Below are 13999 nucleotides of genomic sequence, written 5' to 3'. Positions count from 1 at the left end.
AGTCGATTATCGGATTGTTCAGGTTGAGTCGGCGGCTTAACCTGCCAGACATCATTTCGTTGCACTACGCCGTCAAGCATGTAATTGCCGCTCACCGCGGGCCGCTCGATGTTGAACTCAGCGGCTTGCGTGACCGCGCCTACAGCGCTGGCCCGTGGCCAACACCAGGAGAAGCCTGATGCGTGAAGTTTTTATCTGTGATGCGATTCGCACCCCCATTGGCCGTTTTGGCGCAGGTCTGGCCGCAGTGCGTGCCGATGACCTGGCGGCAGTGCCGATCAAGGCGCTGATCGAGCGTAATCCCGGGGTTAACTGGAACGAAGTTGATGAAGTATTTTTCGGTTGTGCCAACCAGGCCGGCGAAGACAATCGCAACGTGGCACGCATGGCTGCTCTGCTGGCCGGGCTGCCGGAAACCATTCCGGGCGTGACCCTTAACCGGCTGTGTGCCTCGGGTATGGATGCCATTGGTACAGCCTTCCGGGCGATTGCCAGCGGCGAGATGGAGCTGGCGATTGCTGGCGGCGTCGAGTCGATGTCCCGCGCGCCCTTTGTGATGGGCAAGGCGGACGCTGCCTTCTCGCGCAACATGAAGCTCGAAGACACCACCATCGGCTGGCGTTTTATCAACCCGCTGATGAAAGCTCAGTACGGTGTCGACCCGATGCCGCAAACCGCCGATAACGTTGCCGATGACTATCACATCTCCCGCGCCGATCAGGACGCCTTCGCCCTGCGCAGCCAGCAACGCACAGCCGCAGCCCAGGCTGCCGGTTACTTTGCTGAAGAGATAGTGCCGGTGCGTATTGCGCACAAAAAGGGTGAAACCGTCGTTGAACACGATGAGCATCCGCGCGCCGATACCACCCTTGAAACCTTGAGCAAGCTCAAGCCGGTCAATGGTCCGGACAAAACCGTGACTGCCGGCAATGCTTCAGGGGTGAACGATGGCGCCGCGGCACTGATTCTGGCCTCGGCTGATGCCGTCAAACGTCACGGCCTGACCGCCCGTGCCCGGGTACTGGGCATGGCCAGCGCCGCAGTGGCACCGCGGGTAATGGGTATCGGTCCGGTGCCTGCAGTGCGCAAGCTGGTTGAACGCCTGGGCCTGGCCGTCAGCGATTTTGACGTGATTGAACTCAATGAAGCCTTCGCCAGCCAGGGCCTGGCGGTTCTGCGCGAGCTGGGGCTGGCGGACGATGCGCCACAGGTCAATCCCAATGGCGGAGCAATTGCCCTGGGCCATCCGTTGGGCATGAGCGGTGCGCGAATTGTACTGACCGCATTGCATCATCTTGAAAAAACCGGTGGCAAAAAAGGGCTTGCCACCATGTGTGTCGGTGTCGGGCAAGGTCTGGCACTGGCCATCGAGCGGGTTTGACAGTCAGGCATTGAGCACAGGGCCGAACCACTGTCTCAGTCGTTCGGCTTACTTGTGGTTGTGGTGATAGTTGTTGCAAGGTATGTCTAACTGCAACTAAACCTGATGAGTAAAAAACATGACAACAGAAGCTCACTACACGGGAGAGGAACGTAGAAAAAGGATTTTTGCGATTGTCGGTGCCTCCTCCGGCAACCTGGTCGAATGGTTCGACTTCTACGTTTATGCCTTTTGCGCAATCTACTTCGCCCCGGCTTTTTTCCCCTCCGATGACCCGACCGTGCAGTTGCTCAACACTGCTGGCGTGTTTGCGGCAGGCTTTTTGATGCGTCCCATCGGTGGCTGGCTGTTTGGCCGGGTTGCCGACAAGCACGGGCGCAAGAACTCGATGATGATTGCGGTACTGATGATGTGCGCCGGCTCGCTGGTGATCACCTTCATGCCGACCTATGACACGATCGGTGCTTGGGCTCCGGCTTTGTTGCTGGTGGCCCGACTCTTTCAGGGCTTGTCAGTGGGCGGGGAGTACGGCACCACCGCCACTTACATGAGTGAAGTGGCGCCCAAGGGCGAGCGCGGTTTTTTCGCCTCCTTCCAGTACGTGACCCTGATCGGCGGGCAACTGCTGGCAGTGTTGGTGGTGGTCGTGCTTCAGCAACTGCTGTCAGAGGACGAACTGCGGGCCTGGGGCTGGCGCATTCCGTTCTTCATTGGCGCCGTGGCGGCGCTGATTTCGCTATTGCTGCGTCGTACCCTTAAAGAAACCACGAGCGAGGAGTCGCGCAAGAACAAGGACGCCGGGAGCGTTGGTGCTTTGTTTCGTGATCACAAAGCGGCATTTATTACCGTGCTGGGCTACACCGCCGGCGGCTCGCTGATTTTCTACACCTTCACCACTTATATGCAGAAATTCCTGGTGAACACTGCCGGCATGCAAGTCAAAACTGCCAGTTACATCATGACTGGTGCGCTGTTCTTTTATATGTGCATGCAGCCGTTGTTTGGCATGCTGGCCGACAGAATCGGTCGGCGTAACTCGATGTTGTGGTTCGGTGCGCTGGGTACCTTGTGCACGGTACCGATTTTGCTGACATTGAAAACCATCACCAGTCCATTTCTGGCCTTTGTGCTGATTACCCTGGCCCTGGCTATCGTCAGTTTTTACACATCCATCAGCGGGTTGGTGAAAGCCGAAATGTTCCCTCCGCACATCCGCGCGCTGGGTGTCGGTATGGCCTATGCCGTGGCCAACGCCCTGTTTGGCGGTACGGCCGAGGTGCTGGCTTTCGCGCTGAAAGCCAAAGGTATGGAAAATACCTTCTACTGGTATGTGACAGTCATGATGGCTATCGCCTTCCTGTTCAGCTTGCGTCTGCCGAGGCAGCCCAAGTATCTGCACCACGATCTGTGATGTACCGCGCGCGTCCATAACTGGCGCGCGCCTTCAAAGGAAGGCTTATGAGTGACCGAAGGAGCAATCAACTGTTCGATGCCTACTTCACGGCCAAGTCCATGGGTGAGGTGTTTTCTGATCATGGCCGGGTGCAGGCCATGCTCGACTTTGAAGCGGCGCTGGCCCGGGCGCAGGCGCGGGTTGGCCTGATCCCCCAGGCAGCCGTTGCGCCGATTGACCGGGCGTGTCGCGCTGAACTGTATGACTTTGCGGCGTTGGGCCAGGCGATCGCCAGCGCCGGCAACTCGGCAATTCCATTGGTCAAGGCGCTGGGCAAACAGATTGCCAGCGCCGCACCTGAGGCCGAGCGTTATGTGCATCTGGGTGCCACCAGCCAGGATGTGATGGACAGTGGCCTGGTGCTGCAATTGCGCTCAGCCCTGGGCTTGATTGAGCAGGATCTGGCGCAATTGGGAGCCGTGCTTGCGCAACAGGCTTTGCGCTATGCGACCACGCCTCTGGCGGGGCGAACCTGGTTGCAGCAGGCGACTCCGGTCACCCTCGGCATGAAAATCGCTGGCTGGCTGGGTGCGGTTACTCGCAGCCGTCAGCGCCTCAAGGAATTAAAGCCGCGCTTACTGTGCCTGCAATTTGGCGGTGCTTCGGGAACCCTGGCCGCCTTGGGCGATCAGGCGATGCCGGTGGCGCAGGCGTTGGCCGAGGAACTGGGGCTGAGCCTGCCGGATCAGCCGTGGCACACCCAGCGTGATCGGCTGGTGGAGTTTGGCGCGGTGCTGGGGTTGATTGCCGGCAGCCTGGGTAAGGTGGGGCGTGATCTCAGCTTGCTGATGCAGACCGAAGCAGGGGAGGTGTTTGAGCCCGCGGCACCGGGCAAGGGCGGCTCTTCGACCATGCCGCACAAGCGCAACCCCGTGGGCTCGGCGGTGTTGATCAGCGCCGCCACCCGGGTTCCGGGCTTGCTGAGTACCTTGTTCAGCGCCATGCCCCAGGAGCACGAACGTAGCCTGGGCTTGTGGCACGCCGAATGGGAAACCCTGCCCGAGATTTGCTGTTTGGTCTCGGGGGCACTGGTGCAGGCATTGAATATTGCCCAGGGACTGGAAGTGGATGCCGAACGCATGCTGCACAACCTTGATTTGACCCATGGGCTGGTGCTGGCCGAAGCGGTCAGTATCGTGCTGGCACAGAGGGTAGGGCGTGAAACCGCGCACCATCTGCTGGAGCAATGCTGCAAGCGTGCGGTGGCCGAGCAGCGTCATCTGCGCTCAGTGCTGGACGACGAGCCGCAAATAAGCGCGCAGTTGAGCGCACAAGATCTGGATCGCTTGCTTGATCCGGCCAATTACCTCGGCCAGGCGGTGACATGGGTGGAGCGTGCCCGGGCTGAACATTTTGCATTGACGCCATAAAAGGAGAAGTTCGTGGGACCTATACAAGAAGGTGAACTGAACTACCGGCTTGACGGCCCGCAAGGCGCGCCGGTGCTGGTTCTATCTAACTCGCTGGGCACCGACCTGGGGATGTGGGACGCGCAAATCCCGGCGTTTACCGAGCATTTTCAGGTGCTGCGTTATGACACCCGTGGTCATGGCCAGTCACTGGTCAGCGAGGGCCCCTACAGTATTGAACAACTGGGGCGTGACGTACTGGCGGTGCTGGATGCGCTGCATATCGAGCGTGCGCACTTTTGCGGGCTGTCGATGGGCGGGTTGATTGGTCAGTGGCTGGGCATCTATGCCGGCGAGCGCCTGAACAAGCTGGTGGTGTGCAACACCGCGGCCAAAATAGGCGAGCCGTCGGTGTGGAACCCGCGAATCGAAATGGTACTGCGCGACGGTCCTGCGGCGATGGCCGGTCTGCGCGATGCCTCGATTGCCCGCTGGTTCACCGCCGATTACGCCCAGGCACATCCCGAGCAGGTCAAGCGCATCACCGACATGCTGGCTGCGACCTCGCCCCAAGGCTACGCCGCCAACTGTGCAGCGGTTCGCGATGCTGATTTTCGTGATCAACTGGCGGCCATCAAGGTGCCTACCCTGGTTATTGCCGGTACCGAGGACGCCGTAACGCCGCCTTCCGGCAGTCACTTTATTCAAGAACAGGTAGCGGGCGCCCAGTACGCCGAGTTCCATGCCGCGCACCTGTCCAACGTGCAGGCGGGTGATGCCTTCAGCCAAAGAGTGCTGGCCTTCCTGTCAGCCGTTTAAGGAGCTGTTTTGTGGACGAGAAACAACGTTACGACGCAGGTCTGAGCGTACGCCGTGAAGTGCTGGGTGATGCCCATGTCGATCGCAGCCTCAATGCCCTGACCGAGTTCAATAGCGAATTTCAGGAAATGATCACCCGCCACGCCTGGGGTGATATCTGGACCCGCCCCGGCCTGACGCGTCACACCCGTAGCCTGATCACTATTGCGATGCTGATCGGCATGAACCGCAGCGAAGAGCTCAAATTGCATTTGCGTGCGGCGGCCAGTAACGGCGTGACCCGTGCCGAAATCAAGGAAGTGCTGATGCAGAGCGCTATCTATTGCGGTATCCCGGCGGCCAATGCCACCTTCCATCTGGCGGAGTCAGTGTGGGACGAACTGGGAGTCGAATCGCGGGAATAACAGCGCCTTCCTGCATTTCTGCAGGAGCGAGCTTGCTCGCGAGCTTTTAACAGCTCGCTAGCAAGCTCGCTCCTACATGGGGCAGCACTACTCAGAAACAACAAACCCGCCAATTGGCGGGTTTGTTGTTTAACCAGAGTGCATCAGGCCTTCGGTGGCTGATCCGAAACAGGCCGGTTTTGCCCGGTTTGTTCGAACCAGCCGCCACCCAGAGCCTTGTACAGCGTGACTTCACTGGTCAGCTGTGACAGGCGGTCGGTGATCAACGATTGCTGCGCGCTGAACAATGAACGCTGGGCATCGAGGAAGGTCAGGTTGCTGTCGATGCCAATCCGGTAGCGACGCTCAGCCAACCGGTAGTAATCCTGGTTGGCGTTCACGAAGTCGGTTTGTGCCTGCAACTGCTGGTTGTAGGTCTGACGTGCTGCCAGGCCGTCAGAGACTTCCTGGAAGGCCGTCTGGATGGTTTTTTCGTACTGTGAAACGGTGATTTCTTTCTGGATTTTCGAGTAGTCCAGGCTGGCGCGCAAAGCCCCTGCGTTAAAGATCGGCAGGTTGATTTGCGGCGAGAACAACCAGGTACCCGAACCGCCTTTGAACAGGCCCGACAGATCCGGACTCAAGGTCCCGGCATTGGCCGTGAGGCTGATGCTCGGGAAGAACGCTGCACGCGCCGCACCGATGTTGGCGTTGGCGGCCAACAGCTTGTGCTCGGCCTCGAGGATGTCCGGGCGACGTTGCAGCAGGTCGGATGGCAGGCCGGCCGGTACTTCGCTCAACAGATCAGCTGCCAGTGGCTGGCTGGCCGGCAAGTTGTCCGGGATGGTGGTGCCGAGCAGCAGCGCGAGGCTGTTCTGATCCTGAGCGACCTGGCGGGTGTAGCGCGCCAGTTGCACCCGGGCATTCTCGACCGAGGTGCGCGACTGACTGACATCCAGTGCCGAGGCAACCCCTACTTCATTGCTGCGCAGGGTGAGCTTGTAGCTCTGATCGAACGCCTTGAGGGTGTCTTCGGTCAGCTTCAGCAGCTCTTTGTCAGCCTGCCAGGTCAGGTATGCATTGGCGACACTGGCCACCAGACTGATCTGGGTGGTGCGTCGGGCTTCTTCGGTTGCAAAGTAGTTCTGCAACGCCTGGTCGCTCAGGCTGCGTATCCGGCCGAACAGGTCCAGCTCGTACGCGCTGACCCCGAGGGTCGCCGAATACTGGCTGGTGATACCGGCTTCGCCGGTTTGCGACAGGTTCGCCGGGGTCCGTTGACGGCTGCCGCTGCCATTGGCGCTAACCGCCGGAAACAGGTCGGCACGCTGGATACGGTACTGCGCGGCATACGCGTCGATGTTCAACGCGGCGACCCGAAGGTCGCGGTTGTTGACCAGGGCCGTTTGAATCAGCTGCTGCAGGGCCGGGTCATGGAAAAACTGACGCCAGCCTTGTTCTGCAGCGGCCTGGTTGGCCGCCTCGTTTGGCGAGTAGGCCGGGCCCTGCGGGTATTGCGCCGCTACCGGCGCCTCAGGGCGCTGGTAGTCCGGGATCAGCGAGCAGCCGCCCAGGGTAAATGCGGCGACAGCGAGGGCTAGAAGGGACTTGCTCATTGGCCAGCCTCGTTGTTTGGTGTTTTAGTCAGGTCCACTTTCTTCTCGGAATCTTTTTTGCTGCCAAAGGACGATACGGCGACAAAGAACAGCGGCACCCAGAACACGGCCAGTACTGTGGCGGTGATCATGCCACCGATTACGCCGGTACCAATAGCGTGCTGGCTGCCCGAGCCTGCGCCCGTGGAGATGGCCAGCGGGATCACACCCAGGACAAACGCCAGCGAGGTCATGATGATTGGCCGCAGACGCATGCGGCAGGCCTCAATGGCCGCCTCGGTCAGTGTTCGTCCCTGTTCATGCAGTTCCTTGGCAAACTCGACGATCAGAATGGCGTTTTTCGATGCCAGACCGATGGTCGTCAGCAGGCCTACCTGGAAGTACACGTCGTTGGACAATCCCCGCAGGCTGGTAGCCATAAGTGCACCGATAATCCCCAGCGGAACAACCAGCATTACCGCAATCGGGATCGACCAGCTTTCATACAGGGCTGCAAGGCACAGGAATACCATCAGCAAGGAAATTGCGTACAAGGCAGGTGCTTGCGAACCTGACAGACGTTCCTCGTAAGACAGACCTGTCCAGGAAATACCTACACCGGGCGGCAGCTTCTTGGCCAGGGCTTCGACTTCAGCCATGGCTTGACCGCTACTGTAGCCCGGGGCCGGAGCACCGAGTATTTCCATTGCTTCCACGCCGTTATAACGCGACAGCTTGGGCGGACCGTAGATCCATTCGCCCTTGGCGAAGGCCGAGAAAGGCACCATGGTTCCCTGGTCGTTGCGCACATACCACTTCTTCAGGTCTTCGGGGTTCATCCGCGAGTCAGCTTCGCCTTGCAGGAATACCTTCTTGACCCGACCGTGGTCGATGAAGTCGTTGACATAACTGGCACCCAGACCGATGGACAGGGTGTTGTTGATGTCCGAAAGACTCAGGCCCAGGGCGCGAGCGGCTTCATCGTCGATCAGCAGTTTGTATTGCGGCTCATCGTTCAAGCCGTTTGGACGCACACCGGCCAGAATCTTGCTCTGAGATGCCATCCCCAGGAACTGGTTGCGGGCCTCCATCAGCTTCTCGTGACCGATACCGGAACGGTCTTGCAGATAAACGTCAAAACCTGTGGCGTTACCCAGCTCCATTACAGCTGGCGGGGCAAAGGCGAAGACCATTGCATCGCGGTAGCTGGAGAACACTTTCTGCGCCCGTGCGGCCAGCGCAAACACGCTGTTGTCCGCATCTCGTTCGCCCCATGGCTTGAGCATGATGAACGCCAGACCAGAGCTCTGGCCACGGCCGGCAAAGTTGAAGCCGTTCACGGTAAACACCGAAGACACAGCGCCCGATTCATCGGTCAGCAGGTATTCGCGCATCCGGTCTACCACCTGCTGAGTGCGCTCTGCAGTGGTGCCCGCGGGTGTTTGAACCTGTGCAAACAATACGCCCTGGTCTTCTTCCGGGAGGAAGGAGGTAGGGATACGGGTGAACAGGAACACCATACCAACCACAATCAGGACATAAGCCAGGAAGTACGGAGCCTTGTGACGCAGAATGCTGCCGACACCTTTCTCGTAGCGTTTCACGCCACTGTCGAAAGTACGGTTGAACCAGCCGAAGAAACCGCGCTTGTTCTCGCCGTGATCTCCCTTCTGGATCGGCTTGAGCATGGTGGCGCACAGGGCCGGGGTGAAGATCAGTGCAACCAGTACCGACAGGCCCATCGCCGAAACGATGGTGATCGAGAATTGGCGATAGATCACACCGGTGGAACCGCTGAAGAAGGCCATCGGCAGCAGTACCGCCGACAGTACCAGGGCAATACCCACCAGGGCGCCCTGGATCTGCTCCATGGATTTCTTGGTGGCTTCCTTGGGCGGTAGTCCTTCTTCGGACATTACCCGCTCAACGTTTTCAACTACCACAATCGCATCGTCCACCAGCAAGCCGATGGCCAATACCATGCCGAACATGGTCAGGGTGTTGATGCTGAAACCTGCAGCGGCCAGGATCCCGAAGGTACCCAGCAATACAACCGGTACTGTCATCGTGGTGATGATGGTGGCACGGAAGTTCTGCAGGAACAGGAACATCACCAGGAACACCAGGGCGACAGCTTCGACCAGGGTTTCGAGAACCCCTTCGATCGATGCCGAAACCACTGGCGTGGTGTCATACGGATAAACGACTTTCATGCCTTCCGGGAAGAAGGGTTCCAGACCGTTGATGGTTTCACGCAATGCCTTTGCCGTGTCCAGGGCGTTCGAACCCGGAGCCAGCTTGATCGCGATACCCGATGCCGGTTTGCCGTTGAATTGCGCGCTGACGCTGTAGTTTTCACCACCCAGGGCAACATCGGCGACATCGCTCAGGCGTACCTGGGAACCGTCGGTGTTGACCTTGAGCAGGATCTTCTTGAACTCATCTGCAGTTTGCAGACGGGTTTTACCGATGATGGTCGCGTTCAGCTCCTGACCTTTTACCGCAGGCAGGCCGCCCAGTTGCCCGGAGGACACCTGTACGTTCTGTGCGCTGATGGCCGATTTAACGTCCACCGGAGTCAGGTTGTACTTGTTCAGCTTGAGCGGGTCGAGCCAGATACGCATGGCGTACTGGGCACCGAACACCTGGAAGTCGCCCACACCTTCGGTACGGGAGATCGGGTCCTGCATGTTGGAAACGATGTAGTTGGACAGGTCGTCCTTGTTCATGCTGCCGTCTTCAGACACCACACCGATAACCATCAGGAAGTTTTTCACTGCCTTGGTTACACGGATACCTTGTTGCTGAACCTCTTGAGGCAGCAGGGGCGTTGCCAGGTTGAGCTTGTTCTGCACCTGAACCTGAGCGGTGTCAGGGTCGGTACCTTGCTCGAACGTGGCGGTGATGCTCATGCTGCCGTCGGAGTTGCTTTCCGAGGACACATAACGCAAGTGGTCAATACCGTTAAGCTGTTGCTCGATTACCTGAACCACGGTGTCCTGCACAGTTTGCGCCGAAGCGCCCGGGTAGGTCACAGCGATCGAGATGGCAGGCGGTGCAATGCTCGGGTACTGGTTGATCGGTAGTTTGAGGATCGATAGAGCCCCGACCAGCATGATCACCAGGGCAATTACCCAAGCGAAAATCGGACGGTCGATAAAAAATTTCGACATGGTTTACTCCCCTTTACTGCCTGCAGCTTTTTCTGTTGCCGGGGCAGATGCCGGGGTTTCGCCTTGTGGTTTTTCCATGATTTTCACTTCAGCACCAGGCTTGATGAATTGCAGCCCGTCGACGATCAGGCGATCACCAGCGTTCAGGCCTTTTTCTACCAGCCAGTTGCTGCCCACGGTGCGCGAAGCTTGCAGCACGCGCAGTTCTACCTTGTTGTCCGGTCCAACGATCAAAGCTGTCGGTTGGCCCTTGAGGTTGTGGGTCACGCCGATTTGAGGCGCGAGAATCGCATCGCTGTTGATGCCAGCTTCCAGTTGCGCGTGGACAAACATGCCCGGCAACAGAGTGTCGTCAGGGTTCGGGAACACCGCACGCAGGGTTACGGAACCGGTGGCTTCGTCAACCGATACTTCGGTGAACTCAAGGCGACCTTCTTGCTGGTACTCACTGCCGTCCGGAAGGGTCAGCTTGACCTTGGCTGCGTTATCTCCGGCCCTCTTCAAGCGGCCACTGGCCAGATCGCGGCGCAGCTCGAGCATTTCTACCGAGGATTGGGTCACGTCAACATAGATCGGGTCCAGTTGGGTGATCACTGCCAATGCGTCTGCCTGGCCACTGGTCACCAGTGCGCCCTCAGTAAACAGCGAGCGTCCGATACGGCCGGACAGCGGTGCCAAAACCTTGGTGTAGCGCAGGTTGACCTGGGCGGTATTCAAAGTCGCTTCGGCTTCGAGGCGGGCGGACTCGGCGTTGTCGTATTCCTGACGGCTTACGGCTTGTTCTGCAACCAGCTGCTTGTAGCGCTCAGCCAGGGACTTGGCCGACTGCAAAGTGGCCTTGGCGCTCAGGACGTTGCTTTCGTAGATGGCTGGATCGATCTGATACAGCTGCTGGCCGACTTTAACGTCACTGCCTTCTTTGAACAGGCGCTTGAGAATAATCCCGTTCACCTGGGGACGAACTTCTGCCGAGCGATAGGACGTAGTCCGGCCTGGCAGGTCATTGGTCAGGGTAAAAGGTTGGGTTTTCAGCGTCACGACGCCGACCTGAGGGATTTGTGGGGCAGGTGCCGCCTCTTCCTTTTTACATCCGCTGAGCAGCGAAGCTAGGGCGATGGCAGCAACCAGAGCGGTAACAGCTGGCTTGAATTGCATGAAAATCCTCGGGTCAGGCACGCGAAAGCGCACAAGAATAGTGGAAGGGTAAAGAAAGCTGTTCCGGGTGGATAAGTAGCTTGTTAAGGAATATACTTACATTCACGTATGTTTGTAAATAGCGGCGGCGTGCCGCAGCATGCGTCACAAGGCCCTTTTCTATGTTTGAAGTAGTCCGGGATAAGGCATAACAAACGCCACCCGATGTTGGTTTGGACGAGCGGCCGCAATTGTCCAGATCCTCCTGATTGAGGTTTGTATTGCCATGGTCCGTCGTACCAAAGAAGAAGCTCAGGAAACCCGGAGCAAAATCCTCGAAGCTGCCGAGCAGGCCTTTTATGAGCGGGGTGTTGCGCGTACCACGCTGGCTGATATTGCAGCACTGGCGGGTGTAACCCGTGGCGCGATTTACTGGCATTTCAGTAACAAGGCCGACCTGGTGCAGGCCATGCTGGACAGCTTGCATGAGCCTCTGGATGAACTGGCCAAAGCCAGTGAAAGTCAGGACGAACTTGATCCGCTCGGGTGCATGCGCAAGCTGCTGGTTCATTTGTTTCGCCAGGTTGCCATCGATCCTCAAACCCGGCGTATCAATGAGATTTTGTTTCATAAGTGCGAATTCACTGACGAAATGTGTGACCTGCGCCGTCAACGCCAAGTGGCGAGTGTCGACTGTAACAGTCGAATCGAGCTTGCCCTGAATAATGCCATCCATCGCGAGCAACTCCCGAAGACCCTTGACGCCCGCCGCGCGGCTATCTGTCTGCACGCCTATATCGACGGTATTCTCGGCCAATGGCTGCTGGTCCCCGATAGTTTTGAGCTGCACAAGGAAGCTGAGACCTGGGTCGACACAGGGATAGAGATGCTGAGCCTGAGCCCAAGCTTGCGCAGCCGAGAGCAAATTGGTGAAGAGTCTAGTCCGATCGAACGATAAGGCGAGGGAAGATTCAACTCTACTTTCGGTATGGCTTCGAGATGCCTTTATATACGTCTAGGGCGCGGCTTTAAAGATAGCGAGCTATGTATTTTGTAATGCAATTGTTAAGCCCCCCGTCGATCCTGGGTCAAGTCGGCTCAGTCTGTACGTCAGTGCTGACAACCTGGGGGCGGCGGGTATTTATTTCTGCGCCTCTGTCACTCATCCCTAGAGTTCGCGCATCTGCTTCCCCTACACTCGAAGAGCGCTTGGGTCGGTGGCCGGAGCAGCCAAAATCGTAGAGCGGGCGACTGCCAGCATGTTTGTGCGCTCTGGACGAAAGCAAAGATGCTGCGACCGGGATGCAGGCGTCGTGGCCAATTCGAGGAATAACCAGTGAACAAGATCTACTCGAGTGCCGAATCCGCCTTGCAGGGGATCGTCGAAGACGGGATGACCCTGGCAGTGGGTGGTTTTGGGTTGTGCGGCATCCCGGAGGCCCTGATTGCAGCCTTGCGTGACACGGGCAAGCGTGAGTTGACGGTTATTAGTAACAATGCGGGCGTGGACGGGTTCGGACTTGGCCAACTGCTGACGACCCGTCAGATCCGCAAAATGATTTCTTCTTATGTAGGCGAGAACAAAGAGTTTGAGCGCCAATATCTGGCCGGCGAGCTTGAACTGGAGTTTACCCCCCAAGGTACTCTGGCCGAGAAGTTGCGTGCAGGCGGCGCGGGTATCCCGGCGTTTTACACCAAAACCGGTTACGGCACCCTGGTGGCAGAAGGCAAGGAAACGCGTGAGTTCGATGGCGAGTGGTTTGTCATGGAGCGTTCACTGCGTGCCGACGTAGCGCTGGTCAAAGCCTGGAAGGCCGATAAATCCGGCAATCTGTTATTCAACAAAACCGCGCGCAATTTCAACCCGCTGGCTGCAATGGCGGCCAAGGTCTGTGTGGTTGAAGTAGAAGAAATCGTCGAAACAGGTGAGATCGAACCTGATCAGGTGCATTTACCGGGGATTTACGTACAGCGTCTGGTACTTAATCCCACTCCGGAAAAACGCATCGAACAACGCACTGTGCGGAGCGCCTGAACATGGCCTGGACTCGTGAAGAAATGGCGCATCGCGCCGCCCAAGAATTGCAGGACGGTTTTTACGTCAACCTTGGTATCGGTTTGCCGACTTTGGTAGCCAACTATATACCCGAGGGCATGGATGTCTGGCTGCAAAGTGAAAACGGCCTGCTGGGCATTGGCCCGTTTCCTGGTGAAGACGAAGTGGACGCGGACCTGATCAATGCCGGCAAGCAAACCATCACCACGTTGCCTGGCAGCAGTTTTTTCAACAGCGCCGACTCGTTTGCGATGATTCGCGGCGGGCATATCAACCTGTCGATCCTGGGGGCGATGCAGGTCTCCGAAAAAGGCGACCTGGCGAACTGGATGATTCCGGGCAAGATGGTGAAAGGCATGGGCGGTGCCATGGACCTGGTCGCTGGAGTCAAACGTGTGGTGGTGCTTATGGAACACACCGCCAAGGGTGGCACGCACAAGCTGCTCAAGCAGTGCGATCTGCCGCTGACAGGGGTGGGAGTGGTTGACCGTATCATCACCGATCTGGCCGTGCTTGATGTGACCGATCAAGGGCTAAAGCTGGTTGAGCTGGCCTCAGGCGTGACGCTGGAACAGCTCAAAGAGGCGACCGGCTGCGCCATTAATGGCTAGCCGGATGACTGGCGGGCGGCGGTCGCATCGCCGGCAAGCCGGCTC

11 protein-coding genes are annotated in these 13999 nt (G+C 58.2%); 8 read left to right on the top strand and 3 right to left on the bottom strand.

Going from position 1 to position 13999, the window contains the following annotated elements; all coding sequences use genetic code 11:
* The first annotated feature begins 175 nt into the window (after positions 1 to 175).
* The 5 genes from pcaF (at position 176) to pcaC (ending at position 5406) form a co-directional block, all read left to right on the top strand.
* On the top strand, positions 176 to 1381 hold the full coding sequence (gene pcaF, locus JQ845_RS14395) for a 3-oxoadipyl-CoA thiolase (protein WP_203009194.1): 1206 nt from the start codon (positions 176 to 178) through the stop codon (positions 1379 to 1381).
* Between the two features lie 118 nt (positions 1382 to 1499).
* Entirely contained in the window at positions 1500 to 2792 is a 1293-nt protein-coding gene (locus JQ845_RS14390; protein WP_003443087.1) for an MFS family transporter, read from the top strand.
* A 47-nt stretch (positions 2793 to 2839) separates the two neighbouring features.
* Positions 2840 to 4204: a 3-carboxy-cis,cis-muconate cycloisomerase gene (locus JQ845_RS14385; RefSeq protein WP_010655681.1), complete on the top strand. Its 1365-nt coding sequence runs from the start codon at positions 2840 to 2842 to the stop codon at positions 4202 to 4204.
* Positions 4205 to 4216: 12 nt separating this feature from the next.
* A complete protein-coding gene (gene pcaD, locus JQ845_RS14380; protein WP_203009168.1) occupies positions 4217 to 5002 on the top strand; it encodes a 3-oxoadipate enol-lactonase in 786 nt (261 codons plus the stop codon).
* An 11-nt stretch (positions 5003 to 5013) separates the two neighbouring features.
* The gene (gene pcaC, locus JQ845_RS14375; RefSeq protein ID WP_003443064.1) at positions 5014 to 5406 is read left to right on the top strand and encodes a 4-carboxymuconolactone decarboxylase; all 393 of its coding nucleotides are present in this window, start codon (positions 5014 to 5016) and stop codon (positions 5404 to 5406) included.
* A 143-nt stretch (positions 5407 to 5549) separates the two neighbouring features.
* On the opposite strand, the gene adeC is transcribed toward pcaC, so the two are convergent.
* The 3 genes from adeC to JQ845_RS14360 are packed head-to-tail and all read right to left on the bottom strand — an operon-like array spanning position 5550 to position 11308.
* Positions 5550 to 7001, bottom strand: coding sequence for an AdeC/AdeK/OprM family multidrug efflux complex outer membrane factor (gene adeC / locus JQ845_RS14370; protein ID WP_003443061.1), 1452 nt, complete (start codon positions 6999 to 7001; stop codon positions 5550 to 5552).
* The gene (locus tag JQ845_RS14365) at positions 6998 to 10153 is read right to left on the bottom strand and encodes an efflux RND transporter permease subunit (protein ID WP_003443058.1); all 3156 of its coding nucleotides are present in this window, start codon (positions 10151 to 10153) and stop codon (positions 6998 to 7000) included. Before JQ845_RS14365 ends, adeC begins: the two co-directional genes overlap by 4 nt.
* Before the next feature lie 3 nt (positions 10154 to 10156).
* Positions 10157 to 11308, bottom strand: coding sequence for an efflux RND transporter periplasmic adaptor subunit (locus JQ845_RS14360; protein ID WP_203009167.1), 1152 nt, complete (start codon positions 11306 to 11308; stop codon positions 10157 to 10159).
* A gap of 265 nt (positions 11309 to 11573) precedes the next feature.
* On the opposite strand from JQ845_RS14360, the gene JQ845_RS14355 reads away from it, so the two are divergent.
* The 3 genes from JQ845_RS14355 to JQ845_RS14345 all read left to right on the top strand — a co-directional run bounded on the left by JQ845_RS14355 (position 11574) and on the right by JQ845_RS14345 (position 13954).
* On the top strand, positions 11574 to 12245 hold the full coding sequence (locus tag JQ845_RS14355; RefSeq protein ID WP_003443052.1) for a TetR family transcriptional regulator: 672 nt from the start codon (positions 11574 to 11576) through the stop codon (positions 12243 to 12245).
* A gap of 378 nt (positions 12246 to 12623) precedes the next feature.
* Complete coding sequence (locus tag JQ845_RS14350; protein WP_003443050.1) at positions 12624 to 13322, top strand: CoA transferase subunit A; 699 nt, start codon at positions 12624 to 12626, stop codon at positions 13320 to 13322.
* 2 nt (positions 13323 to 13324) lie between these two features.
* A complete protein-coding gene (locus JQ845_RS14345) occupies positions 13325 to 13954 on the top strand; it encodes a CoA transferase subunit B (RefSeq protein ID WP_003443048.1) in 630 nt (209 codons plus the stop codon).
* The last annotated feature ends 45 nt before the right edge of the window (positions 13955 to 13999 follow it).

The organism is Pseudomonas paraversuta (assembly GCF_904063065.1).
GTDB classification, from domain to species: domain Bacteria; phylum Pseudomonadota; class Gammaproteobacteria; order Pseudomonadales; family Pseudomonadaceae; genus Aquipseudomonas; species Aquipseudomonas paraversuta.
This window is presented reverse-complemented; position numbering and strand designations above follow the sequence as displayed.